We start from the raw sequence: 25,189 nt of genomic DNA, 5'->3' as shown, positions 1-25,189 counted from the left end.
GCAACCCCACCCTGCCTTTGTGCTTGAAATATCCCGGGGTGAATTGGCCAAAGGCCAAGAGGGGCAGGGCCCCTTACGCCTCAGTCGATCACGCGAGCTTCATCAACCAGCATCACAGGAATGCCGTTTCGGATCGGATAGGCCAACTTCACAGCGACCGAAATCAGTTCCTGACGCGCCGCATCATAGTCCAAACGGGTTTGCGTTTGAGGACAGACCAAGGCTTCGATCATCTTCGGATCAAAAGTCATTTCGCTCATTGTAGCCTCTCTTCACCACCGCCATGCAAAGCGTAGCTGATCAAGGTGATCAACGTTTCCCGCCGTTGTGCCAACTCTGGCGCTTCTAACAACGCTTGTCGATCCTCGGGCTCAAAGGGGCATAACATCGAAAGCGAGTTGATCAAGAGTTCGTCTTCGGCGTCTCGAATTCCGTCCCAATCGGTCGACAAACCTTTGTCATCGAAAAAGCGCTCCAGCAACGACAACAACACGTCTCGGTCCATGTCTGGGTCGTGTTCTACGGGACCGAGATCCCTACCAAAACCATCCCAAGAGACATTGAACTTACGGTACGGCGTAAACCCATCAACCTCGTCTGCCAAACGAAACCGCGAAATGCCCGTGAGGGTGATCATATAGCGACCATCTTCGGTTTCGGAGAACGCGGTTAGACGCCCAGCGCAACCGATGCGATGCAACCCACGCCCGCCATTTGGCTGGATCATTCCCAACAACCGCTCAGGCGTCTTCATCACATCCTCGATCATCGCAAGATATCGAGGTTCAAAAATGTGCAACGGGAGCTTTGCGCGTGGCAGCAACAAAGCTCCCGGAAGCGGGAATACCGGAATAGAAAGCGGCAGATCGGATGATGTCCTCATAACCCGCAAGGTAGGACGCTCCGTCCGTCAGGCAAATATCATCGAAGACAAACGGCGGCGACCGTTCAGAACGATCGGGTCATTGGGCTTGAGAGCATCAAAGATTTGGAACATCTGGGCTTTGGCAGCGCCGTCATTCCATTCCCGATCACGACGGAACATTTCCAAGAGTTCATCGACTGCTTCGGCAACTTGTCCTGCCGCATGCAATGCCTGCGCGAGGTCCAAGCGAAGCTGCATATTATCAGGGTCTGCAGCAACTGCAGCACGCAGATCATCTACAGGACCTGCCTTTTCCGCCTGACGGGCCAATGCAATTTGTGCAAAGGCAGCCTCGATTGGGGCTGATTTCGAAATGGACACAGGAACGCCGTTCAACACGGCCTCAGCCTGATCAAGGTCGCCCATCGCAACATAGCACCGCGCCAGACCACCAAAAGCCGCTGCGTTTTCAGCTTCTTCACCAATAATCGCAACGAACACTTCAGCCGCGTCGGCAGCGTTGCCTTCGGTGAGCATATTTTCAGCTTCTTCCAGCGCAGCCTCTAGGCCCTCTGCACCGCCCAAAGAAGCTAGTTTCGAAACGAACTCTTCGATCTGGCTTGGCGGGATTGCACCTTGGAACCCATCAACAGGTTGCCCTTGGAAAAACGCATAAACGGTCGGGATGGACTGAACGCGCAACTGGCCAGCGTAACCTTGGTTTTCGTCTACGTTGACCTTGACCATTTTCACAGCGCCGCCAGCCTTGTTCACCGCGGCCTCAAGAGCGGGTCCAAGCGTCTTACAAGGGCCGCACCAAGGCGCCCAGAAGTCTACGATGACCGGAACCTCTTTGGACGCTTCAATAACATCCTGCACAAAGGTTGCGTCGGTTGTATCAATGACCAGATCGCCAGTCGTTTTTTGTCCGCCAAGTTCGAGCATCATGCCCTCCTAGAATTCTATTTGCCCTTATATGAGCAGCCTGTAACGGGAAGACAAGTTACATCCCGTTATTGAAATGTTTTAAATGTCGAAGGTCGCAAAAACTGGCGCGTGGTCACTGGGCTGTTCCCATCCGCGCACATCACGCCTGATCCGGCTGGAATGCGCCGCATTCGAAATATCGGGCGTCGCCCAGATATGATCCAAACGGCGACCTTTGTCGGCTTCGTCCCAATCCTTCGCACGATAGGACCACCAGCTATAAAGCAGCCCCTCTGGAATATCCTGCCGTGTGATATCGACCCAACTCGCTGAATCTTGCACTTGAGCAAGGTGTTCAACCTCGATCGGAGTGTGGCTGACGATCTTCAACAGCTTCTTGTGATCCCAAACGTCATCTTCGCGCGGGGCAATGTTGAAATCACCAACGATCACAGTCTTTTCTGGTTTGGTCTTGTGAAAGTAATCCCGCATCTCGGTTAGATAATCGAGTTTCTGACCAAACTTTTCGTTCTTTTCACGATCAGGTTCGTCGCCGCCCGCAGGTATGTAGAAGTTCTGGATCGTCACGCCATTCTCAAGCCGACCTGCAATGTGACGCGCATGATTGAGCGATGCAAAATCTTGGGCATCGGTTTCGACGATGGGCATCTTTGACAAGATCGCCACGCCGTTATAGCCCTTCTGGCCACGTGCGATCATGTAGTTGTAGCCAAGTGCCTGAAACGCTTCGAACGGGATTTTCTCGACAGGGCTTTTGCATTCCTGCAGGCAGAGCACATCTGGCATATCTTCAGTCATGAGCCGAGACACGAGAGCTTCGCGCAAGCGAACAGAGTTGATGTTCCAAGTGGCCAGCGAAAAAGTCATATCCGTCTCCATATTTCAGACAGATGTGTAGCGCGATCACGCGCCCACGACCACCAGTATCACGCAGAAAAAAGCCCCCGCGAAATGCGGGGGCAAGTCCAACAGGGAGGATGATGGCGTAACCCTGCCATCAAGGGAACGATTCAACCTATACGACATTTTGGTCGTATTTTATACTCAAATCAGGCGACCAACCGATATCCACCGCTTTCTGTGACCAAAAGGCGAGCATTGGAGGGATCGGGCTCAATCTTTTGACGCAGACGATAGATGTGCGTCTCAAGCGTGTGGGTCGTGACACCCGCGTTATACCCCCAAACCTCGTGAAGCAGCACATCGCGCGGCACGACGCCATCAGTCGATCGATAAAGATACTTGAGGATGTTGGTTTCTTTTTCCGTAAGGCGGACCTTTTTGTCGTCCTCGGTCAGCAGCAGTTTCTGCGCTGGCTTGAACGTATATGGCCCGATTTGGAACATAGCGTCTTCGGACTGTTCATGGGTGCGAAGCTGCGCACGGATACGAGCCAGCAGCACTGGGAATTTGAACGGCTTAGTGATGTAGTCGTTCGCCCCAGCGTCCAAACCCAAAATGGTGTCGCTGTCGGTGTCATGCCCAGTCAACATAAGGATCGGACATTTGACACCTTGCTTGCGCATCACCTTGCAAAGCTCGCGCCCATCGGTGTCAGGCAAACCTACGTCCAGAATCACGAGATCGTAGATCCCTTCTTTGACACGGCCGATTGCGTCGTGGCCATTGCCAGCCTCAAAGACGTCAAAGTCTTCGGTCATAATCAATTGTTCGCCCAGCGCTTCGCGCAGGTCATCATCGTCATCGACAAGCAAAATGCGTTTGAGTTGTGCCATAGCGTTTTTGGCCTCCATTCACGTCTGATTGAACATCTGTGACTTGGTACGCTTTAGGGCAAGGTTTCCGACAAAAATTCACGCGGTCGTGTCGTAGAGAAGGGAAATGTTTCAATTCCCTTCAAATCACCCTAGTTAAGTCAGACAAAGCAAAGGTTTCGACGATGGGATTTGCACCCGATATTACAGAACGGCTAGCGCGTGCCCGTGCCGACTTGCGGATGGGCGTTCCTGTTGTGCTGGAAAGTGGCGCTCTGGTTCTAGCGGCAGAAACATTAAACGCCGCCCGTTTGGCCGAGGTAAGGGCAATGGGTGCAGCCAGTATTGCGGTCACATCTCACCGCGCTTCGACACTCAAGGTCGCGGCCTACGACGGCGATCTGACACGTATCGCGTTGCCTGTTGATGCTGCGCTGACCTGGGTTCGTGGCATCGCGGATCCAGCTGATGATCTACGGCACCCCATGAAAGGCCCGCTCCACGCACGTCGTGAAGGTTCTGCAGAACCCGCCCGTGCTGCTATTGCCCTGACCAAAGCCGCTCGCTTGTTGCCAGCGGCGGTCATGGTGGACCTCCCCAATCCAACGAGCTTTGCGCAGGCCCACAACCTTACTGTCGTTCCCGATTCTGCAGCACTCGCCACCGATTTGTCGCCACTCGACCCAATTATCGCTGCCCGTATGCCGCTCGATGTTTCAGAAGCAGGTCGTTTGCACATCTTCCGCCCTCACGACGGCGCCGAAGAACACTATGCCGTAGAGATCGGCCAGCCTCCACGGGACAAGCCCGTTTTGGCGCGCCTTCATTCCGCTTGTTTTACGGGCGACGTTCTCGGCAGCCTAAAATGCGATTGCGGTCCGCAATTGCGTGGCGCGTTGTCTCAGATGGGTCAAGAAGGCGCGGGCGTGCTCTTGTATCTCAATCAAGAAGGGCGCGGCATTGGCCTCGCTAACAAAATGCGTGCCTATTCACTTCAAGATCAGGGCTTTGACACCGTCGAAGCAAATCACCGCTTAGGGTTCGAAGACGACGAACGTGATTTTCGCATCGGAGCAGAGATTTTGCGCCGCATGGGGTTCAGTTCGGTTCGATTGCTAACCAACAACCCTGCGAAAGTTGCACGCATGAACGATAGCGGGATTGAAGTCGCAGAACGCGTCGCCCTCAAGGTCGGCGAGAACCGCCATAACCACCACTACCTTGCGACGAAGGCATCGAAATCAGGACACCTCCTGTGACACCGCTCGATCTGGTCGTCGGCCCAACTGGGTTGCGTTTCATGAACCGCCATTTCGCCTGTAACATTGGGCGCGGCGGTGTCACTGACAACAAACGCGAAGGTGATGGCGCGACCCCACGTGGGCAACACCGCATTGTCGGCATGCTCTATCGCCCGGATCGGATCGCAAAACCGACTGACTGGGCCGTGCCGATAGGCCACACTGATCTCTGGTCCGACGATCCCAACCATGAGGACTACAACCTCATGGTTCGCGCACCCTACCCACATAGCCACGAAAAACTACGGCGCGCTGATCCGCTCTACGACCTCGTTCTGATTCTAGATTGGAACTGGCCCTACGCCGTCAAAGGACGCGGCTCTGCCATTTTCATCCATCAATGGCGCCGCCCCGTTTATCCGACCGATGGCTGCGTGGCTCTGTCGCGGCGCGACCTGCATTGGATCGCACCCCGCATCAACTACCAAAGCCGAGTATATATACTATAGCCCTTAGCCGTAGTCGCGCTCACCAAAGATCGCCGAACCGACGCGAACATGGGTCGCACCAAAGGCAATCGCCTTTTCAAAATCAGAACTCATCCCCATCGAAAGCCCCTCAAGGCCGTTCCGTTCCGCAAACTTACGCAACAGCGCAAAGTGCATCGACGCTTCCTCGTCAGCTGGTGGAATACACATCAAACCCATAATCGGCAGATCGAGCGCACGACATTCAGCAACAAAAGAGTCGACATCTGCAGGTAAAATTCCAGCTTTCTGCGGCTCTTCACCCGTATTCACTTGGATGAACAAATCAGGACAGGACCCGATCTCTTGGGCAATACGTGCAATCGCATGTGCCAGTTTCGGACGATCAACCGAGTGAATCGCATTCACCAACTCCATCGCCGCCCGAGTCTTATTGGTTTGTAGCGGCCCAATCAGGTGCAAATCGATTCCTTCGAACTGTTCGCGGAACGCTGGCCACTTTCCCTGCGCCTCTTGAACCTTATTTTCGCCAAAGACTCGCTGCCCTTCGCGCAAAACAGACTCCACTTTGGTATTGGGCTGTACTTTTGAGACAGCGATCAAAGTGACGCTTCCCTCTGCGCGACCACCTTCGGCCTCAGCTTTTGCAATGCGGTCTTTGATGTCCGACAAACCCATAACGCGCTCCTGATCGTCTTTTGTTTTAAGGCGGCTCAGCAGGACATAGGACGATCAAGCCCCCCTGTCACCCGCCATTTCAGTGATAGACGGGTGTGTCCTTCGTGCATCATTTTTGATCAAGGCACCGAATGAACGGGGCAAATGACTTGAGTGGTGGGGGCTTTGGGCGCACATATCCTGCCAATGCTAGGTTCACTGGCATTCATGTGAATGCAAAAACACGAGGGTAAACCATGAAAAAGATCCTTCTCGCTTCCGTCGCACTGACCGCTTTCGCTGGCGCAGCTGCTGCTGAAGTTTCGTTCGGCGGCGACGCTAAACTCGGCTACAACGATAACAAAGTGCTCGAAAATGGCTTCTACTGGGAAGCTGGTCTGACCGCAAAACTGTCGCAAGACCTCGACAACGGCCTCACCGTAGCTGCAACTTTGGATATCGATCTGGTTGACGCAGCTGACACAGCGCTGTCTCAAGCAAGCACTTCGTCTTCTGACTGGGTTCTTACCATCTCCAACGCTGATGGCTCGCTCGCTTTTGGTGACGTTGCTACTGCAGCTTCCACTTTCGCATTTACTGGCGACATGGATGGTTCGATCAACGACCACACCGAAGACTACGACATGGACACCACCAACACTGGTACGCAAGCTGCTGAGGGTGGTCTGTTGGCTAAGTACACCTACGGTGACTTCTCGATCGCAGCTTCAACTATCGTAGGTACTGGTGGTACTGGTGCAGTCGGCGGTTCTGGTATGGATGGTGCGACTCAAGTTGCAGCTGCTGGCTCTTTCGGCGGTATCAACGTAGGAATCCTGTCGGTTTCTAAAGAAGCTGCAGGTGCACTCGCAACTAACAGCGCAGCAGTTGTTGACGCAACGCTCGTATCCATTGGCGGTTCGCTTGCTGGCGTGGACGTAGTTGTGAACGCTGGTGAAGTTAACAACGTTGACCGGTCGGGCATCTCGCTGAGCTATGCTATGGGTGATTACACTCTTGGCGCATATGCAGCTGACCTCGGCGGCACTACTGAAACCATCTCTCAGGTATCGGTAGCTTATGCGTCTGGCCCGCTTTCGGCTAAAGCGTACTACACCGACAACCGTGGCGGCGTTAAGAACGCTGACGAATGGTCGGTTGCTGTTGGCTACGATATGGGTAACGGCCTCGTACTCAACGCTGGTATCATCGACGGTAGCGACGCTGTCGCTGGCCGTGGCACCGATGATGACCAGTACAACTACTTCGTAGCTGACTACAGCCTCGGCGGCGGCGCATCGTTCCTCGTATCGTATGCTGATGCAAACAATGATGCAGCTCTGAACTCTTCGGACATCGATACTACTCTCGGTGGATACGAGCTGAAAGCTGGCACTACTGTTCAGCTGAAGTTCGCATTCTAATCTGACACTGTCAGTTTGAATGAGAGAGCGGCGCTTCGGCGTCGCTCTTTTCTTTTGGCAAAGCTGGTTCTAACTTTGCTCCAACCAATACTTCGACGAGGCTATGATGCATAAGATCGCCCTACTCTTGACTGCAGTGCTACTGCTCAGCAGCTGTGGCACAGCCAAAGGCTTCCTAGATGGCACTGGCAGTGTGCTTGAAGGCATGGCAACTGATGTGCGTAGCTTGGGCGGGATGCTGAACTAAACCAGCTCCACTGCTCGTGCCAACTGCACTTCGTTTACGTCGATGTATCGCTGCGTTGTTACGATGCTGCGATGCCCAGCCAAAGCAGCCAACACACGCACATTTACTCCGCTGTTTGCCAGTTTGGTGATGAATGTCCTGCGCCCGCTGTGACTGCTTGCCCCTTTTAGCCCAGCTGCACTGTAGATGTTTAGAAACAGCTGACACATGGTGTTGGCTGAGAAAGCACCGCCTATCTGTGTTTGAAACAGCGGCGTTTCTGGTTTGCGCTTGCGAATGACTGGGTAATAGTCAGCGAGCGCCTTGTTGAGCTTGCGCCCTACAAACACTCTGCGCTCAAATCCGCCCTTGGTTTGCTCTGCTGCGAGTACGAAGCTGTCGCGTACTTTGCCTGTGTCCTCGTACACATCTGCTATCTTGAGCCCTGCAATCTCGATTACACGCAGCCCTGCAAGAAAGCTCAGCTGTAAGATCGTGCGATCACGTACGCAGTGTCTCCGTGCTCGACAGTAGTTCAATACCATCTTGATCTCGTCTTCGCTCAGTGTACGTGCTTGCGCCATCTTCTGCTCCATTCTCTCATCTCTGGCAGTACACACAGCATAAGCTCTGAGAGCCTGGTTGGACGACCGAAGATGGCTCCACTGCAGGGCTCAATAACTTCAAACACTTAGCCTGTTCTCTCAGCAAAACACGATTTTATGAGAGGTTGGGTGTCAACAAATGCCGCAAAACTGAACAGCAGTGTTGAACCAGAAAAAATCGGTTGGTTGGCGAAGTTGATAAATAACTATGTAAGGCAACACATAGGCGCACAAATAAGGGTAGGCACTGATATAGATTTGGCAGGCAGCACTACAGGCACAACTACAAACGAGATAAAGGTTAGCACGCCGACTGTAATAGTGCCGCAAATCCGTTCTGATGTGAGACGGTGAGTAAACGTACTGCTCGTTGTACGCTTCAATCAACTACCCCATCCTTGTCGGTGGGATGCTTAAAGTTGCAAAGGCATAAATGTTCAGCCAGCCAGCAGCTTTGATTGTCGTAATAGTGTGGTGAATGATGTGTGCTCATGTATGTGCAGCACAGTCAGCAAGTGAAACGGATGACAGCCTCGATGAGAGACCCGTTATCACATGAGATAGCTCAGCTGTATGGGTCTCATGTGTGCGTATGATGCGCTGGTAATAGAGATGATAGCAAAACCTGCTCTTCCTGTAATGGTTCAGCGATACAGCCTGACATAGCGACGCAAAAGGCGTGCGTGTTTAGATTGATGCCCAAAGGGGCGTTGATCTAACTGCTCGGCGAAAGGGATTTAGATAATAGATCATCAATAGATGTCTAAATGATCACCAAGCACAGCAAGCGAAGTGCATACGAAGCGCGGTGTGTGAAGGTGATACACAGACGCTACAGCGGATGTGTTGAAACAGCTGAGCAGTCACAACTGCCACAAACTGTTGAGTGATAAATACATCAACAAGGAGGTGGTATGGATGACTGTTGGATTACTGGAACAGATACGTGATCAGTTGAAGAGCTGTAATGCTGTAAGCAGTGAACGCGAGTTCTGCGAGCAATGGCTGGGCAAGAGTGCGTGTTATATGCGTACATTACGATTTACGGGTACAGCGCCCAGTGCCGATGCACTCAGTGTCTGTGCCAGCAAGCTCAAGTGGCATGAAGGACATTTGTCTCAGAGCACACAAAGTCATCATGTGCATTGGGCTGGGGTGTTTGGTAAACTGCACACCCAGTGCATCGAAGCGATTGAAACCCAAGCAGAGCGCAAGTGGCGCAGCCGAAATGGGGTACTGCATCAATGAGAGCAGTGCTGCAAAATCTGCTGGTGGAGTACTTAGCGATTTGGGGTGGTGATTTAGCAGCCCCAGCAAGGCGCAAGCTGTGAGTGCGCTTTCAGATATACAACGTGCGTTGAACGTGGTGCGACGCATAGCAAACGAAGAGGCTTATAGCACCAAGCTGTCTGCATTGGCTCTTATGCATGATGCGATGGGAGATGTGCTGACGAAGCTGCGCGACACTGACAAACCCAAAGCACAGCCTCGTCCTCGCGCTCCCAAGCCGCCCACTATGCCCGTGCCTAAGCCAGCCGCTCCTTCGCCACAAAGCCCCAATCCGCCAAAGCCTACTCCTCGCCCATTTACTGAACCAGAAATCGCTACAGAGAAATAAACTTGCCCAACTTCAGTGCGGCTATAAGTATCATTATGGCACTAAATGGAGGATACAATGCCGACACTCGCAGAACTGATGAAGAAACATAATGTAACACCAATGCAAAGCCCAAGTGCTGGGCCACGCTCGAAGCTACTGGTGCAAGTAGAACGTATGTTATCCACGATTGATACTTACAAGGATGTAAGTGAGCTAAATGGCGACACAACGCAGTACTGGTGGGCGCCACAAAGCGTTGATGGCAAGCGCCGTCTAAGTGCTCGCTACGGCGGCAAAGTGGTAGAGGGCTTTATTACCTATGCCGACAATAGTCTCGAAGGTGTGCGTGGTGCACTGCAGAACTTCCACGCTATCATCAAAGACAGCACCGATGAGACTTGGGCTGAAGAAGAAGAGCGCCGCAGAAAAAAGTAATACGGCGTGTTGTACGAATGTATGAGCAAGTTGACACTGGGCCGCTGTATGACCAAGCGGTCCAGTTGTTGAGCACCTACAGATCCGTTGCGGCACGCATGGCAACTGCAAGAGCCAGTACACGTGGCAAGCTGGATAGACGGCTTGAGAAGTTAGGTGAGCAAATCGCTGAGCGTTTGGGTGAGCTGACAGAGCATGAACGCATGGCGTTGACTGGCTGGCGTGATGGCATAATCGCTGGCACCTATGACGTTGATCATGAAGCTCTAATGGCACAGCCTTATGAGAGCATACGTCGCATTGATCGCTGGACTGAAGAATATGATCCCGCTGACTATGAGACGACACAGTCTGTATCTGCATCATCCAATCCCAATGCAGAGCTACTCATGTTCTTACGCAAGGGGCTGGACTGAGGCGTTTACTCAGCAACAGAACACAGGATCATCTGTGCGATTTTGGCGTATTTGTTGCGATTTATAGCTGTTCAATATCTGCTTGCTGTTGGGGCTGACTGGCATAGTGATGCAGGGATCAAATACGATCCAAGTCGATAGCGCCTGCAATAATATCTACGCGATCCTGCAAGGTATTAGGGAACAGCTGAGCATACCGTTCCGTCATCGAAATATGATAATGCCCCAACAGTCGCTGCACTTCGTAGATACTGGCGCCATTGTTGATCAGTAGGCTTGCATATGTATGTCGAAGATCATGCATACGCACTGACGGCAAAGCAGCACTTTCTCTTGCTTCTACAAAGGCATTATGCAGGCTTGTATATGGGGCTCGAGTACGGGGATTGGCAAAGATCCAACTGTCACGTGTTGTCGGCACACCCAAAACTTCTGATCGCGCTTTGACTTGCTGCAGCACTGACAGCGCCTTGTCACTCAACATAACTGTTCTGCTGCGCCCACTTTTACTGACCGCAACAAACAGTTCCTTCTTGCGCTCATCAATATCAGTCCACCGAGCAAGTCTAAGTTCGCTCTTCCGCGCACCCGTCAACAACAGCAGCTTTACGAATAGATGCAGATACGGATGACTGCTGCGCTTACAGGCACTGAGCAAGCGTCGTATCTCAGCTTCAGTTAGGAACCGCTGCACGTAGTCTCCAACGGGCAACTTTCTAATCGCTGCGCCCTTGAACACGTTCTTGTCCAAGTATCCCCAATGTACGGCGATGTTTAGGATACGGTTCAGCATCGATGAGTGCTTGTTTACTGTTGCGGGTTTGTAGCCCGCATCAATCTGATGCAGCACCCAGCTATCCAAGTCCTCACTGGTAATCTCCCTCAACGGCTTTTGACCCAGTGATGAGCGGATGTGCTTGTTGAACACATAGTAGTCCAGCTGACTACGACGCTTGGTAGCCTTTGCAAACGCATAGTACTTTGCATCAAAGAAGTCTGCGAGCGTTACAGCTGGCTCTGCAGCTTCGCTCACAGCGACGCTCTTCTTGTCCTTGCCGAATAACTTCGAAATCGGTCGCATATCGAATATCTCCTTGCTACAACGCTAATGTCAGCTGCACACAAGGACGACCAAGTTCTTGATTTAGGTAGTGAAAAATACTCCGACTACCATTCCGCTATCCTTCTCGCTTCCGTCGCACTGACCGCTTTCGCTGGCGCAGCTGCTGCTGAAGTTTCGTTCGGCGGCGACGCCGCAATCGGTTACATCGATGGCAACACCGTTGCTAACAACGGCATGTACTGGAACGCAGACCTCAACGTATCCGCTTCCCAAGAGCTGGACAACGGCCTGACCGCTGCAGCTTCGTTCCACTTCAACATCACTGACAACGACAACGTTGGTGGCGATCCAGTTACTGTTGGTGACGACTTCGTTCTGTCCCTGACCTCGGCAACCGCTGGCCTCGTATTCGGTGACACTGAATTCGCAGCTGTTTCCGCATGGAAATCCGCTGGTTCGATGCTGCGTGACGGCTTCCGTGAAATCGGCGCCGACGAAACCGTACTCAAAGGCAACGTTTCGTTTGGTTCGGTTGAGGCTTCTGTTTCGTACCTCGTAACTGCTGGTAACGACCTTCAAGGTGCAGATATCGGCGTCACCGCTGATCTCGGCGCTGCAACTGTAGTTGTTGCTTACCAGGAAGCTATCGGCACAGCTGACGAAATCCTTGGTCTGAGCGCGGCAACCACTCTCGGTGGTGCAGACCTCACCGTTGCATACGCTAAAACTGGCGACGAAGATTCGATCGGCGCAAAAGTTGGCTACGCTATGGGCGACGTTAAAGTCACCGCATTCTACGTTGCAGAATCGCTCGGCGACGACGGCTATGGCGTTACAGTTGACTACTCTGCTGGCGCACTCTCCGTACAGGGCTTCTACGAGAACGTATGGAACGCTACTGTACTTGAAGAAGAGTACCGTCTGCAGGGTCAATATGACCTCGGCAACGGTCTGGTTGTAACTGCAGGCCTGATCGATGGCGACGACGTTGCTGATGACGACTTCGCAAACTACCTCGTTGCTGAATACGACCTCGGTGGCGGCGCATCGGTTCTGGCTTCGTTCGTTGACGGTAAAGCTGGTGGCGTAGGTTCGACCGACGTCGACACCTTCGGTGGCTACGAACTCAACGACGGCACCACTCTCGAACTGTCCTTCGCATTCTAATCTGACCTAGTCAGTTTGAATGAGAGAGCGGTCCTTCGGGGCCGCTCTTTTCTTTTGTGACCACAGGTTTACCCCTTAAGCCTTGTGACAGGCTCTGCCCCACGTTACACATTTTGCGACGTCGGCCCCAAAGCGGGGTCATGGACATGAGGGCAATACAGTGACCGCTTTCCAAAAAACGACCCGCGTGATGCTGGTGACCGCAATGGCCTTGGGCCTGTCTGCTTGTTCGGGCGGCTTTAGTTCGCCGTTCAGCGGCTTATTCGGTGGCAAATCAAACGATGCTGGCGCTGTACGTCAGGCAACGCGGACCGCTGGGGCGGAGTCTGTGGCGGTCAACCGCTACCTCTGGGCCGCTTCGATCGATGTTCTGTCGTTCCTCCCCGTCGAGAGTGTCGACCCTTTCACTGGCGTGATCGTCTTTGGCTACGGCACCCCGCCGGGTGGTGGCCGCGCATACCGTGCGACTGTGCATATCTCTGATCCTGCGCTTGATGCTCGTTCGCTCAATGTCGCGCTGCAATCGCGCAATGGCGCGGTCAGCCTTGAAACACAGCGCGCTGTTGAGGACGCAATCCTCGCCCGTGCGCGTCAGATCCGTATTCAAGACCGCGGCCTATAGAAACTGCCGCGAAAACCTTTTAATACCGCGCCGGGCCCTGTTGCCCGGCGTTTCCATGTCCCAAAGGACCGATCCATGTCCCGCTATACCGCCGCTGATATCGAACAAAAATGGCAAGCCGCCTGGGAACAGGCTGGCGTATTCACCGCAAAACGCGATGAGACAAAGCCGAAATACTACGTGCTCGAGATGTTCCCCTACCCGTCGGGCCGCATCCACATGGGTCACGTGCGGAACTACACCATGGGCGACGTGGTAGCTCGTTTCAAAATGTCGACGGGTCACAACGTTTTGCACCCAATGGGCTGGGACGCGTTCGGTATGCCCGCTGAAAATGCTGCGATGGCATCGGGCGGCCACCCCAAGGATTGGACATACAAGAACATCGCCGACATGCGCGGCCAGATGAAACCTCTTGGCCTGTCGATCGACTGGAGCCGTGAATTCGCGACCTGCGATCCAGAGTATTACGGCCAGCAGCAGGCTCTGTTCATTGATATGCTGGACAAGGGTCTGGTCTACCGCAAGAACGCCGTGGTTAACTGGGACCCCGTCGACATGACCGTTCTGGCAAACGAACAGGTGATTGACGGCAAAGGCTGGCGCTCTGGCGCCGATGTTGAACGCCGCGAGCTGACACAGTGGTTCTTTAAGATCTCGGATATGGCTGGCGATCTGCTGGACAGCATCGATAACCTCGATGATTGGCCTGCCAAGGTGAAGCTGATGCAAGCCAACTGGATCGGCAAATCCCGCGGCCTGCAGTTCTCGTTCGAGCGCACGGACGCTGGTGACGCGATTGAGGTTTACACCACGCGCCCCGACACTCTGATGGGTGCATCCTTCGTTGGTATTTCGCCCGATCACCCGATTGCGAAAGAGCTCGAAGCCAACAATCCAGAAACCGCGGCGTTTGTCGCTGATTGCCGCAAGGGTGGCACGACCGAAGAGGCGCTGGAAAAGGCTGAAAAGAAGGGCCTTGATACCGGTATTAAAGTCAAACATCCGCTGGACCCGTCCAAAGAGCTTTCTGTTTGGATCGCAAACTTCATTCTGATGGACTACGGCACGGGTGCGATTTTCGGTTGCCCTGCGCATGACCAACGCGACTTTGACTTCGCGACGAAATATGGTCTCGATATCACTCCGATCTTTGTTGCGGATGGCGCCGAAGAAGAGACCCTGACCGAAGCCTACACTCCGCTGAAGTCGGAGAAGGTCCGCTATATCCGCGGCTTCGCTGGCCAAGAGCTTCAAACTGGTGAAGACGGCGTGAATAGCGCAATCGACAAAGCAGAAGCCGAAGGTTGGGGCACAGGCGTGACCAAATTCCGCCTGCGTGATTGGGGTCTTTCGCGCCAGCGCTATTGGGGTTGCCCGATCCCAGTCGTTCACTGCGAAGACTGCGGCGTAGTTCCTGAGAAAAAAGAAAACTTACCTGTTCAGTTGCCAGACGATGTCACCTTTGACGTGCCAGGTAACCCGCTGGACCGTCACCCGACGTGGCGCGATTGCGCTTGCCCGTCGTGTGGCAAGCCAGCCCGCCGCGAGACGGACACCATGGATACTTTCGTGGATTCGTCGTGGTATTACGCACGCTTCACCTCGCCACGTGCTGACACTCCGACCGTTCAGGCTGATGCCGACTACTGGATGAACGTTGACCAATATATCGGCGGTATTGAGCACGCGATCCTTCACCTGCTTTATTCACGCTTCTTCGCACGTGCGATGAACGTGACAGGTCACTTGCCCGATAGCGCGCGCGAGCCGTTCAATGCGCTCTTCACCCAAGGCATGGTGACACATGCGATCTATCAGACGACCAACCCTGAAAACGGTCGCCCGATCTATCACTACCCCGAAGCGATTGAGCTGCGTGATGGTAAAGCATTCGTTATTGCGACCGGCGAAGAAGCACAGATCATTCCATCTGCCAAAATGTCGAAATCGAAGAACAACGTGGTCGACCCGTTGAACATCATTTCGTCGTTTGGCGCTGATACCGCCCGCTGGTTCGTTCTGTCTGACAGCCCGCCAGAGCGTGACGTTGAATGGACTGCCGCTGGCGCCGAAGCGACGGCTAAGCACCTCGCTCGCGTGTTCCGCATCTGCGCCGATATCGCAGAGATGGACGACGCCTCGACCGAGAGCGATCTGGAGCTCCTCAAAGCAACGCACAAAGCGATCTTTGACGTGACCCAAGGCTTTGAATCGTTTGGCTTTAACGCCGCGATCGCGAAACTCTACGCCTTTACCAACCTCCTGCAGAAATCATCCGCTGGCGGTAAGGCAAAGAAAGAGGCAGCGCGCATTCTGGCCCAGTTGATGTCGCCGATGACGCCGCACCTGTCCGAAGAACTCTGGTCGCTCTTGGGCGGTGAGGGACTTGTGACCACAGCCGCGTGGCCCGTCGTCGACGAAGCTATGCTGGTCGAAGACACGGTCACCCTGCCGATCCAGATCAACGGCAAACGCCGCGCGGAAATCAGCGTGCCTGCAGATATGTCGAAGGAAGAGGTTGAAAAGCTCGTCCTTGAGAACGAAGCTGTGGTCAAAGCGCTGGACGGTGGCCAGCCGAAAAAACTGATCGTGGTTCCAGGTCGTATCGTCAATGTCGTCGTCTAAATCCATTACCCGCTACACCCGTCGCGCCCTCTTAGTGGGGGGCGTGGCGACGTTGGCGGGGTGTGGGTTTACGCCAATCTACGGTGAAAATGGTTCCGCATCCAATCTTCGGGGCAAAGTCGCTTATGACACTCCCGACACGTTGGACGGCTACCATCTGCGCGAACGTCTCCAACGACGTTTAGGGCAGACGGAAACGGCTGAATATCAGCTGTCCGTCCGAACGACCCTCAGCAGCAGTTCGGTTGGTATTGCAGAAGACTCTACAGTTCTGCGCGCGACATTGACGGGAACGGCAACCTTCTCTTTGGTTGATAGCGCGGGCGCCGTCATCTCAAACGGCACGGTCGAAACATTCAGCGGCTACTCGACAACGGGCAACGTTGTGTCGACTCGTTCGGCTGAACAAGATGCACATGAACGCCTGTCCATCGCGCTAGCCGACCTTATTGTAGCCCATATTCTTGCGGCTCAAGTCGCTGATAAGCCATGAAATTAGGTGCGCGCGAAGCGTCTGGCTACTTCCGGAAACCAGACCCCGGCAAGGCTGGCCTACTGATTTATGGCACCGACGGCATGCGCGTGGCTCTCCGCCGCAAAGAAGTCGTCGATGCCCTCGTCGGACCACAAGGCGAAGCAGAAATGCGTTTCACTCGCATAGCCGCTGCCGATTTACGTAAAGACGGCGCCCTTCTGAACGATGCAATCAAATCCCAAGGTTTCTTCCCAGGACAACGCGCGGTTTTAGTTGAAGACGCCGCCGACGGTCTGGCAGAAACGATCCGCGTCGCAATGTCGGATTGGAGGGATGGCGATGCGCAAGTGATCGTGACAGCGGGTTCGCTCACGGCAAAGTCGTCGTTACGTAAATATTTCGAAGCCCACCCGAACGCCTTCGCGATCGGGATCTATGACGATCCACCTGCCCGCGACGAAATCGAAGCCAGCCTTGCCGCAGCAGGACTTAAGGCGATTGGACGCGACGCGATGGACGCTATCGTCGCGTTGTCGCGTACTCTTGATCCCGGTGATTTTCGGCAGACCATTGAGAAGCTGGGCCTCTACAAACTCAACGATAGCAGCGAGTTAAACGTCGACGATGTCGATGCCTGTCGACCACAATCTGCAGAGGCTGGCGTCGATGATTTGCTCAAAGTGGTGGCCGATGGGCAGCCACAATTGATAGCGCCATTGCTGCGCAGGCTTTATGCGCAGGGCGTCAATCCGACAGGCTTGTGCATCAACGCGAACCGTCATTTTCGCGCTCTGCACACAGTCGCATCGGACCCTGGGGGACCGTCATCGGGGATTGGGCGACTTAGACCACCAGTGTTCGGCCCTCGTCGTGACGCAATCCTTCGACAAGCCAGCACATGGGGTCGTGATCGACTAGAACGCGCTTTGAGCGAGCTGCTGACGACTGACCTGACACTGCGTTCATCTTCAAAGGCCCCACAGCAAGCCTTGATGGAGCGTGCTTTGGTCCGCCTCGCGATGATGGGGAAGCGGTAAAATAAAAAGGGCGGACCATTGGCCCGCCCCTTTCGTAACTCTATTCGGACCGATTAGGTGCCCGAAGAAGAAGACGAACCAGCAACTGCAGCAATTGCGCCAAGTGCCAGCAGTGGAAGTACAAACTTCGACAGGCCTGGCTTCGGTGCCACGGCAACAACACCAGTGTTAACTGGCTGTTGAACAACAGCGTTCATGCCACCAGCGTGAGCAGAGGTTGCTGCAACTACGGCAACAGCCGCTGCGAGAAATACTTTACGAATTAGATATGCTCCAATTGAATACCAAACTACGCTTTGAATACCTCGAAAAAACCTCACAATCAACTTTCAACTTTGAATTGTTCTTAAAATTGCTGTGTTGTGGCATGTCCGACGCTTTTGCCAAGCCATTGCTGTGATTGAACAACGTCGCGGTACCCATTCACCCAATAATAATTGGCGAATGCGACGTCTTCGCTTCGGCAGGTCTCCTGCAATTTTGTTGCCCCAAAGCTACGGTCAAGGATCGTGACTTGATCCTGTCCGACCGTTTCAAGCTCACATGAGAATTCTATTCGGATAACTTCATCCGAAGAATCGAGTTGTTCGATACGGCGGGAATAAGTTCCTACACCACGGCGCAAAGCCGCCGAAAGTCCGCGAGTATCAGCTGCGTAGATGTCTTCGCCAAATCCACGCGTCGCTACGACAATACCGTTCTCAAGCGTGATAGTCATCCCAATAGACGAAATCCATGTCTCTTGATTTCCGTTGGACCCGATCTTTTGAAAGATGTCTGCAACCTCCAACGACGGAACGGCAGCCAAGATAACAGGTGTTTCCGAGGCAGTTAGATCGGCGAAAGTGTAGGTTGGAATGGCCTCTACATCAGGTTGGTTAAAGCGTGACTTAACCGCTGCCGAAACTTTCGAAGCCGTGTTTCCTTGGGCCAAAGGCCCGCAGGCAACGAGCGCTGAAAATGCGACAAATTTAAGTAGATTTCTCATCGCCAGAACCGTCCCCAAGAATCACCAAAGTCTGAAATGTCGCCAGACCGAATTGCATCGTAAAGTCGCCCATCGACATCAAGCCGCGCGCCGCCGTCACGTGTAAGCGAGCTCAATCGAGTATCAACCAACTGCGTTGACGGCATACCCGTTGCCCAATCCATCGGAATGGTCAGACGAATACCTTTGTCGAACGATCCCTCACCAAAGTCTTCAAACGGAACATCGGTAAAGGTTGCATAGGCCCCGATCCGCCAGCCGTTTTGGAACTCACGATCCACGGAAACGGTTGCACCCCAATCTCCGGCCAAATACCGACCAGCATCAACTTGAAGGTGGAAGTCATTTTGCATTGCCCAATAGGCAGACAGATGACCCGTGATGACATTGTAGTCTTGGAACCCGAGGCCCTGATCAAAATCGCGCTGCGCGGTGTAGTTCAACTCAACCCCAAATGCGAGGTCGCTATCGACTGGCCTCCAGAGTAGCTCTGTCGAAATACCGCCGAACATAGGCTCGAGATAACCGAAGGTTACCCGTGAATAGAGTTCCGAGGCGGGACGCCCATACCAAGCAAACGTGAGGTAATCGATCCCACCATCACCCTGGTCAGCATAATAGGGCGCATAACGACGAACGGGTTCGATCGTCGAAGCCGAAATCGAGGGATTGTCGATCCGGTTGTCGTAGACCGATTTACGAATTGAACCCGCAACGACAATGTTGGGCCGAATTTCGTAACGCATCGCCGCTTCAATACCGACTTCGACGGTTGCAGGGTTCCGGCTGTCGAAAAGCGTCAACTCTCCGTACGGCATGATGCCCCACTTAAAGTTACTCGTTTGGGTCGGAACAAGATCGGAATCATCTCCAACCATCGCCTCTGTCACATCAGCCCGAGCATAAATTGCTTCGGCAGACCCGATTTGGTTTTCAAGGCTCTCCAAATCACTCCGTGTGATCGTCGTCGTAGAAGTCGGAACGCCCAATCGGGTTGGCTCGAAGATGAAAGTTTCAATCGACGGAGGGAGCGCATAGGTGAAAACGCGCGAAATACGCCCGACGGCCTGTGCCTCGGATCGGTATTGCGTGTTCTCATATCGAAGTCGGATCGAAGTATCAGTGAGTTCAATGCCTTGAACAACAATCCCGTCTTGCCCCAGTGCCTCAACAAGAGCGGTCTGAATGGACTCATCTGGCAACACTGACCGATCCCATGTCCGTGCAGCTCGCAAATCCTCTGGCCGAACGACGACTGGCATCGGTGCGGTATCGTAACCGCCAACCGCAGGACGGCGGTTTGGGTTCAAAACCGAAGTAGCCGTGACACCGATTTCGCTACCTTAGAGCGCGTAAATGCCAAGTTCATAGTTTTCGTTCGGGTGATATTTGAGACCAAAGTTGAGCGGCGACTTATGGTCGAACGTCCCGTTGGCTACTTCGCGCTCGTAGGCATCTGAAGAATACTCAGCCGCGAAAGTCAGCGAAGGGTTAATCTGCCATTCGACCCCACCGAACAATGCGGCGTCACCACGAAAATAGAGGTCATATGCAGGAACACCACCTCTGCCATATATACTGCTGCGCGACGGACGCGTCTCCATTGCGCTCGCAATCGCGCCGAGCGGGTTGGTAAAGCCGTTATAGCTCCCCATTCGGCCCCAACTGATACCAGCTGTCGCCCGCAAATTGGTGCCAATTGTTTTTGTTCCGACGACGTACTCAGAAGTAAGTAGCCCTGTTCCCATAAAGTCGCGCAGCCCGACAGCAACAGCGGGGAGCCATTCGGATTCATCTCTCAAACGATATTGCAGGTCAAAGCTGCGATCGTAGGTCGAAGCTGTATCCACGCCAGTGTATTCAGGGATGATCGAATAGCGGAAAGTCCCCGACAACCTCGGCAAAATCTGAAAAGTGATAGACACGCGGGTTTGATCTTCGAAGGCCGATATCTGGCTCGATAGATCTGCATCCTGCGCGGACAAAGCGGATGGCATTTCAATGATGCCGATCGTCCCATACATCGAATACTCAGGACGCCAATCCTGCGCCATTACTGTGGTTGACCCAACAACCGAGGCCGTCAGTGCGAGCAATCCGCGCAAAACAGTCATTAAAACTCTCCTAAATTCAGAGTTCTTCTACCTTTCGAAACCTAAAATACAAACATCGCATGAAGTCTTGATGCGAGTAATCTCTTAGGGTTGCGAAACTGCATCCATCTTGGGCTTTTCTCGTGAACGAAAATTGCTGGTCCCAAGCCACCTCAAACAGGTCGGCTAGTGCCCGCCCACGTCGAGCTGCGCCGCATAATCAATCGCCGCCAGCGCAGCATGTCTCCCCGTTGCCAGACATCCTGTGATCAAATACCCGCCCGTGGGTGCTTCCCAATCGAGCATTTCGCCAACACAAAACACGCCCGCGCGGTCCCGCATCATCAAACCATTGTCCAGAGCGTCGAACCTCAGCCCACCCGCGACAGAAATTGCCTCATCCATTGGACGAGGACCATCGTGCCGAATGGGGAGGTTTTTAATCAAAGTCGCCAGATCATCAGGGAATGGACGACCAAATTCATTCAAGAGGGCAATTTTCACTGGATCAAGGCGAAACGTTTTACGGAGGACATTCGAGAGTGACTCTTTGCCTTTCCGAGAGAGCTTTTGCCGGATGTCCTCAACGGTTAGCGATGGTAACAAGTCGATAATCAATGGTGCGCCATCACGTACTGCAGCCGAGATCGTATAAATCCCACCGCCTTCGATCCCACGAGACGAGATCACGAATTCTCCGCTGGTTCTGTGGTCACCTGCTATAAGCGTGCACCCCTTAACAGGCGCCCCGAAATGGGCCGTCATGTGGTCCGACCATGAAACGATAAACCCCATGTTGGCGGGTTTGAACGGCGCGATATTGTCAGGGAATTGTTCAGCCCATAGCCCATCAGACCCAAGCCGCGCCCAACTCGCACCACCGAGGGCGAGGATCACGATGTCTGCCGAAACCGACTGAGAGCCATCGGGCGTCTCGAATAGCCAATCGTCACCGTCCCAACCTGTCCATCGCCACCGTGTTTGCAACTTAACCTGCTGCGCATCCAATCGCTTTAGCCACGCCCGCAGCAACGGTGACGCCTTCATCACCACGGGGAACACACGCCCAGTCGAGCCTATGAATACCTCTTGGCCAAGCCCATTTGCCCACTCAATCACTTGGTCAGGGCCGAACGCAGACAAAGCTGCAACCATCGAGGCCGGAATGTCACCGTAGGCTTCTAGGAACCCAGCCCCAACTTTGGTCAAGTTCAAACCTGATTTACCCGCCATCAGAAATTTGCGCGCGGGAGACGGCATCGCATCGGCGATCAACACGGAATGCCCATCAGCCGACAGAACATCCGCCGCCATCAGGCCCGCAGGACCCGCACCGATTACCAATGCCTTTGCCAAATGTCTGCTCCGTCCGAAAACACTTAACCGACGGGTAACATGGGGCAGGTCAGGTTCCAACTACTGGTGATTAACCGACAAGACCTTTGATGCCCGCAATATGGCTTGGCTTTGCTTCCAACGCATCTGTAGCGATCTCGCGGACCATGGACATCAAGTTATCAACCTCGACCAATCGATCGACCAGACCAAAGGACAACGCCTCATCAGCAGTGATCTTTTGACCGCCCATTAGGATCAGTTTCGCGCGGCTTGGGCCGAGTAGTGCAGCCATCCGTTTCGGGTCAGACGGCTGCGGCAAAAAACCAAGCTTCATGACAGGATAAAAGAACTTTGCCGTCGGAACCGAAATCCGCAGATCACATGCCAGAGCCATCCCAAAGGCACCGCCAGCCAAAGTGCCGTTGAGCGCGGCAATCGTCATGCACGGCAGTGCGGCAATCGCACCTGAAAGGCGTTCCCAAACAGGACTAGTGGCCAATCCTGCGCGGGCCTCATCCAAGTCGGCACCTGCGCTGAATACCTTGCCTGCGCCCGTGATAACGAACACCTTGGCAGCGGTCGCAGATTCCGCAAATTCCGCCAGTTGGGTCAGCATCTCCTCGGTCAGAGAATTCGCTTTCTCTTGGCGGTCAATCGTGGCGATCCAAAGATCGCCCTCTTGGTCAAAACGGATCATGCCACACCTATAGCCTTGCGTATTTCAGGATCTCTTAGTTTCACATCCTGCCCTAGATAAACATCGGCCTCTTCGCCGCACATCCAAACCAAAGCCTTGGCCGGCCATTCGGGTGGAATGTGATCAGACCATTCGAGTTCCGCTACAGGACCCAGACCAGACGATTTGATATCACGCTGCATTTGGGTCGCCACTGTACCAGGAGACAAGCCCAACGCGCGGATACCTGCGGCCCGATATTCAAGGTCGATGTGGCGGGTCAACATGTAGGCTCCGGCCTTAGACGCACAGTAGGCTGACCAAACTTCGTACGGGTTATGCGCAGCGCCCGAAGAGATGTTCAAAATGGTCCCGCACCCTTTTGCAATCATGCTGGGCAATACGGCGCGTGCACCATGAAACACGCCTTTGAGGTTCACATCGACGGCAAGGCCCCACTGATCCACGTCGGCCTCGGCAAGCGGTGCCATTGGCGCAATGACGCCCGCATTATTGACAAGAACGTCGATGCTGCCGAACTGCGAAAGCGTGCGATCAATGGCAGACTTCACGGCCTCGAATGACGTAACATCGCAAGGAATGGCCAACGCAGTCTCCCCGATCTCTGTGGCGATTGCTGCAATCCGATCCGCATCGCGCGCCAAGAGAACAACATTCGCGCCTTTTTCCGCAAATTCTCGTGCTGCAGCCTCACCAATGCCTCGGCTGGCACCTGTAATAACGACCGTTTTGCCTGTCATCTTCATGTTTTCTTTCTCCGTCATCTTTATCGCAGCCGACTGAATGGTTACTTTTAGACATAAGTGATCACTGCCATGACACTTTAATGGCAAAACATTTTTCAAGAGTTGTCTGGGAAAGGATACCCACCATGAATACTAGAAAATTTGGCGCAAGCGTTTGCCTTGCCACACTGTTCACCGCTCCCGCAGCTTTTGCAGATGTTACCGCCCAAGAGGTTTGGGACAATTGGAAGTCCCAAATGGCGATGTACGGCACCGATATGATCACATTCGGTGCGGAAACGATGTCGGGCAACACACTGACGATCGAAAGCACCACATACGATGCTGATCAGGACGGCATTACGATCAAAGCGGAGATGGGGCCGATTAGCCTGACCGAAAACGGCGATGGCACTGTTTCGGTCATGATTCCTGAACAATACCAGATGTCGATGGGCAACTCGGAAAACTTCGCCGAAAACCACGGGACCATTTCCATCACTGTTGCCAACTTTGATATGGTCGCCAGCGGAACCGCGGACGCGATCAATTACGATGTCTCGGCGGATTCGTATTTGCTTGAGCTGGTAGAAGCGTTCGACGGCGGAAAACCAGTGCCGGTTGAGGCAAGCCTCAAGCTCAACGGATTGTCGGGCGTCTATTCCGTCCTCACCGGCGATCTACAGACTGTCGGCTATGATGTGTCGGCGTCCTCTATGGACGTGTATTTCGACCTGAACGAAGAGTTCGAGAAAATGAACGTGTCCGGCCGAACAACGGGCATGTCACTTGCGTCGAGCATGATCGTGCCAACTGATTTTGACCAGAAATCGCCTGAGACAATGTTTATCGACGGTGCAGAGATGTCGTTCGATTACACCGCAGGCCCGTCGACATACATCATCAGCGTCACGGATGGTTCTGGCACGCTCAACATGGCAAGCGCGACCGAGTCTGGCCACCTCAGCTTTGGTTTGGATAAGGACGCGATGTCGTTCGCTGCGCTCTCAACAGGTTTGAACTTCCAAGCCATGGGTGGGCAGGTTCCGCTGCCGCTAGATATCACCGCGGAAGAGTACGGTGTGAGCTTTGAAATGCCTCTGGCTAAGACCGAAGAACCTGCTCCGTTTGCGGCAGGGATCACCCTTACGGACCTTGGCCTCAACGACATGCTTTGGATGATGGCAGACCCGCAGGGCATCCTGCCCCACGACCCGATCACCTTCCAAGTCGCTGTGACAGGCGCGGCAAAGCTATTCTTTGACGTAATGGACCCGAAACAAGCCGCCGCGCTTGAGCAAACCGATGTTCCTGGCGAACTACACGCTCTGACCCTTCAGAACCTGAAACTCGCCATTGCTGGCGCAGAGATTACAGGGACGGGTGATTTCACCTTTGATAACACCGATCTGCAAACCTATGACGGCTTCCCACGCCCCGAAGGCAGTCTGTCTTTGGTCGGCAAAGGCATCAATGGGCTCTTGGATAAGGTCGAACAAATGGGTCTGCCCGTCGGTGATCAGATCATGACCGCACGGATGATGTTGGGCATGTTCACCCAGTCCACTGGCGACGATCAGATCGAAACAACCATCGATATGAATGCCCAAGGCAACGTGATGCTGAACGGTCAACGTATCAAGTAAATCAACAGCCCGTCCCAGTGACTTTGGGGCGGGCACACCATGCCGGACTTGCAGGGACAGGCCCTGCGGTCTAGGTCATGGGTGACCAAA

Annotated in this window: 25 protein-coding genes and 1 pseudogene; 13 read left to right on the top strand and 13 right to left on the bottom strand. The window is 53.8% G+C overall.

Going from position 1 to position 25,189, the window contains the following annotated elements; translation table 11 throughout:
• Positions 1 to 80 precede the first annotated feature (80 nt).
• The 5 genes from QWY83_RS01135 to QWY83_RS01115 all read right to left on the bottom strand — a co-directional run bounded on the left by QWY83_RS01135 (position 81) and on the right by QWY83_RS01115 (position 3,549).
• Positions 81 to 260 (bottom strand): Trm112 family protein, encoded by a 180-nt coding sequence (locus tag QWY83_RS01135; RefSeq protein ID WP_249946738.1) that lies wholly within the window; start codon positions 258 to 260, stop codon positions 81 to 83.
• The gene (locus QWY83_RS01130) at positions 257 to 883 is read right to left on the bottom strand and encodes an LON peptidase substrate-binding domain-containing protein (RefSeq protein ID WP_249946737.1); all 627 of its coding nucleotides are present in this window, start codon (positions 881 to 883) and stop codon (positions 257 to 259) included. Before QWY83_RS01130 ends, QWY83_RS01135 begins: the two co-directional genes overlap by 4 nt.
• Positions 884 to 910: 27 nt before the next feature.
• A complete protein-coding gene (locus QWY83_RS01125; protein WP_249946736.1) occupies positions 911 to 1,810 on the bottom strand; it encodes a thioredoxin family protein in 900 nt (299 codons plus the stop codon).
• A gap of 81 nt (positions 1,811 to 1,891) precedes the next feature.
• The gene (gene xth / locus QWY83_RS01120; protein ID WP_249946735.1) at positions 1,892 to 2,680 is read right to left on the bottom strand and encodes an exodeoxyribonuclease III; all 789 of its coding nucleotides are present in this window, start codon (positions 2,678 to 2,680) and stop codon (positions 1,892 to 1,894) included.
• A gap of 182 nt (positions 2,681 to 2,862) precedes the next feature.
• Entirely contained in the window at positions 2,863 to 3,549 is a 687-nt protein-coding gene (locus QWY83_RS01115) for a response regulator transcription factor (protein WP_067547397.1), read from the bottom strand.
• A gap of 164 nt (positions 3,550 to 3,713) precedes the next feature.
• On the opposite strand from QWY83_RS01115, the gene ribA reads away from it, so the two are divergent.
• Both ribA and QWY83_RS01105 read left to right on the top strand, forming a co-directional pair.
• On the top strand, positions 3,714 to 4,787 hold the full coding sequence (gene ribA / locus QWY83_RS01110; RefSeq protein WP_249946734.1) for a GTP cyclohydrolase II: 1,074 nt from the start codon (positions 3,714 to 3,716) through the stop codon (positions 4,785 to 4,787).
• The gene (locus tag QWY83_RS01105; RefSeq protein ID WP_249946733.1) at positions 4,784 to 5,278 is read left to right on the top strand and encodes a L,D-transpeptidase family protein; all 495 of its coding nucleotides are present in this window, start codon (positions 4,784 to 4,786) and stop codon (positions 5,276 to 5,278) included. Before ribA ends, QWY83_RS01105 begins: the two co-directional genes overlap by 4 nt.
• Before the next feature lie 3 nt (positions 5,279 to 5,281).
• Here the strand turns inward: QWY83_RS01105 and QWY83_RS01100 are convergent, their stop codons facing one another.
• Positions 5,282 to 5,935: a YggS family pyridoxal phosphate-dependent enzyme gene (locus QWY83_RS01100; protein ID WP_249946732.1), complete on the bottom strand. Its 654-nt coding sequence runs from the start codon at positions 5,933 to 5,935 to the stop codon at positions 5,282 to 5,284.
• Positions 5,936 to 6,171: 236 nt separating this feature from the next.
• Between QWY83_RS01100 and QWY83_RS01095 the strand changes: the two genes are divergently transcribed.
• Both QWY83_RS01095 and QWY83_RS01090 read left to right on the top strand, forming a co-directional pair.
• Entirely contained in the window at positions 6,172 to 7,338 is a 1,167-nt protein-coding gene (locus QWY83_RS01095) for a porin (protein WP_249946731.1), read from the top strand.
• Between the two features lie 103 nt (positions 7,339 to 7,441).
• A complete protein-coding gene (locus QWY83_RS01090) occupies positions 7,442 to 7,585 on the top strand; it encodes a hypothetical protein (protein WP_249946730.1) in 144 nt (47 codons plus the stop codon).
• Here QWY83_RS01090 and QWY83_RS01085 read toward each other — a convergent pair.
• Positions 7,582 to 8,160, bottom strand: coding sequence for a tyrosine-type recombinase/integrase (locus tag QWY83_RS01085; RefSeq protein WP_249946729.1), 579 nt, complete (start codon positions 8,158 to 8,160; stop codon positions 7,582 to 7,584). The genes QWY83_RS01090 and QWY83_RS01085 overlap by 4 nt on opposite strands.
• 891 nt (positions 8,161 to 9,051) lie before the next feature.
• On the opposite strand from QWY83_RS01085, the gene QWY83_RS01080 reads away from it, so the two are divergent.
• The 3 genes from QWY83_RS01080 to QWY83_RS01070 all read left to right on the top strand — a co-directional run bounded on the left by QWY83_RS01080 (position 9,052) and on the right by QWY83_RS01070 (position 10,620).
• The gene (locus tag QWY83_RS01080) at positions 9,052 to 9,417 is read left to right on the top strand and encodes a DUF6626 family protein (RefSeq protein WP_290245194.1); all 366 of its coding nucleotides are present in this window, start codon (positions 9,052 to 9,054) and stop codon (positions 9,415 to 9,417) included.
• A gap of 427 nt (positions 9,418 to 9,844) precedes the next feature.
• Complete coding sequence (locus tag QWY83_RS01075) at positions 9,845 to 10,204, top strand: hypothetical protein (protein ID WP_105236051.1); 360 nt, start codon at positions 9,845 to 9,847, stop codon at positions 10,202 to 10,204.
• Positions 10,205 to 10,302: 98 nt separating this feature from the next.
• Entirely contained in the window at positions 10,303 to 10,620 is a 318-nt protein-coding gene (locus tag QWY83_RS01070) for a hypothetical protein (protein ID WP_249946727.1), read from the top strand.
• A gap of 118 nt (positions 10,621 to 10,738) precedes the next feature.
• Here the strand turns inward: QWY83_RS01070 and QWY83_RS01065 are convergent, their stop codons facing one another.
• The gene (locus tag QWY83_RS01065) at positions 10,739 to 11,701 is read right to left on the bottom strand and encodes a tyrosine-type recombinase/integrase (RefSeq protein WP_067547420.1); all 963 of its coding nucleotides are present in this window, start codon (positions 11,699 to 11,701) and stop codon (positions 10,739 to 10,741) included.
• Between the two features lie 27 nt (positions 11,702 to 11,728).
• Here QWY83_RS01065 and QWY83_RS01060 point away from each other — a divergent pair, with 27 nt between their 5' ends.
• The 5 genes from QWY83_RS01060 (at position 11,729) to holA (ending at position 17,612) form a co-directional block, all read left to right on the top strand.
• Positions 11,729 to 12,850, top strand: coding sequence for a porin (locus QWY83_RS01060; protein ID WP_249946726.1), 1,122 nt, complete (start codon positions 11,729 to 11,731; stop codon positions 12,848 to 12,850).
• 160 nt (positions 12,851 to 13,010) lie between these two features.
• Positions 13,011 to 13,472, top strand: a complete 462-nt coding sequence (locus QWY83_RS01055; RefSeq protein WP_435404487.1) for a DUF3576 domain-containing protein — start codon at positions 13,011 to 13,013, stop codon at positions 13,470 to 13,472.
• 75 nt (positions 13,473 to 13,547) lie between these two features.
• Complete coding sequence (leuS, locus tag QWY83_RS01050; RefSeq protein WP_249946725.1) at positions 13,548 to 16,100, top strand: leucine--tRNA ligase; 2,553 nt, start codon at positions 13,548 to 13,550, stop codon at positions 16,098 to 16,100.
• Positions 16,087 to 16,593, top strand: a complete 507-nt coding sequence (gene lptE / locus QWY83_RS01045; RefSeq protein WP_249946724.1) for an LPS assembly lipoprotein LptE — start codon at positions 16,087 to 16,089, stop codon at positions 16,591 to 16,593. The genes leuS and lptE overlap by 14 nt, the downstream gene beginning before the upstream one ends.
• The gene (holA, locus tag QWY83_RS01040; protein WP_249946723.1) at positions 16,590 to 17,612 is read left to right on the top strand and encodes a DNA polymerase III subunit delta; all 1,023 of its coding nucleotides are present in this window, start codon (positions 16,590 to 16,592) and stop codon (positions 17,610 to 17,612) included. The genes lptE and holA overlap by 4 nt, the downstream gene beginning before the upstream one ends.
• Before the next feature lie 346 nt (positions 17,613 to 17,958).
• Here holA and QWY83_RS01035 read toward each other — a convergent pair whose 3' ends face one another.
• The 5 genes and pseudogenes from QWY83_RS01035 to QWY83_RS01015 all read right to left on the bottom strand — a co-directional run bounded on the left by QWY83_RS01035 (position 17,959) and on the right by QWY83_RS01015 (position 23,474).
• Positions 17,959 to 18,600, bottom strand: a complete 642-nt coding sequence (locus tag QWY83_RS01035; protein WP_249946721.1) for a YjbF family lipoprotein — start codon at positions 18,598 to 18,600, stop codon at positions 17,959 to 17,961.
• A pseudogene (locus QWY83_RS01030) lies at positions 18,597 to 20,624 on the bottom strand (YjbH domain-containing protein). The gene QWY83_RS01035 and the pseudogene QWY83_RS01030 overlap by 4 nt, the downstream one beginning before the upstream one ends.
• Before the next feature lie 255 nt (positions 20,625 to 20,879).
• Positions 20,880 to 22,049 (bottom strand): TIGR03862 family flavoprotein, encoded by a 1,170-nt coding sequence (locus tag QWY83_RS01025; RefSeq protein WP_249946720.1) that lies wholly within the window; start codon positions 22,047 to 22,049, stop codon positions 20,880 to 20,882.
• Between the two features lie 70 nt (positions 22,050 to 22,119).
• Positions 22,120 to 22,728, bottom strand: a complete 609-nt coding sequence (locus tag QWY83_RS01020; protein WP_249946719.1) for an enoyl-CoA hydratase/isomerase family protein — start codon at positions 22,726 to 22,728, stop codon at positions 22,120 to 22,122.
• Complete coding sequence (locus QWY83_RS01015) at positions 22,725 to 23,474, bottom strand: SDR family oxidoreductase (RefSeq protein ID WP_435404490.1); 750 nt, start codon at positions 23,472 to 23,474, stop codon at positions 22,725 to 22,727. The genes QWY83_RS01020 and QWY83_RS01015 overlap by 4 nt, the downstream gene beginning before the upstream one ends.
• A 125-nt stretch (positions 23,475 to 23,599) precedes the next feature.
• On the opposite strand from QWY83_RS01015, the gene QWY83_RS01010 reads away from it, so the two are divergent.
• On the top strand, positions 23,600 to 25,099 hold the full coding sequence (locus QWY83_RS01010) for a DUF2125 domain-containing protein (protein WP_249946717.1): 1,500 nt from the start codon (positions 23,600 to 23,602) through the stop codon (positions 25,097 to 25,099).
• Positions 25,100 to 25,189: the final 90 nt, after the last annotated feature.

This window comes from Marivivens donghaensis (genome assembly GCF_030410045.1).
Classification (GTDB): domain Bacteria; phylum Pseudomonadota; class Alphaproteobacteria; order Rhodobacterales; family Rhodobacteraceae; genus Marivivens; species Marivivens donghaensis.
This window is presented reverse-complemented; position numbering and strand designations above follow the sequence as displayed.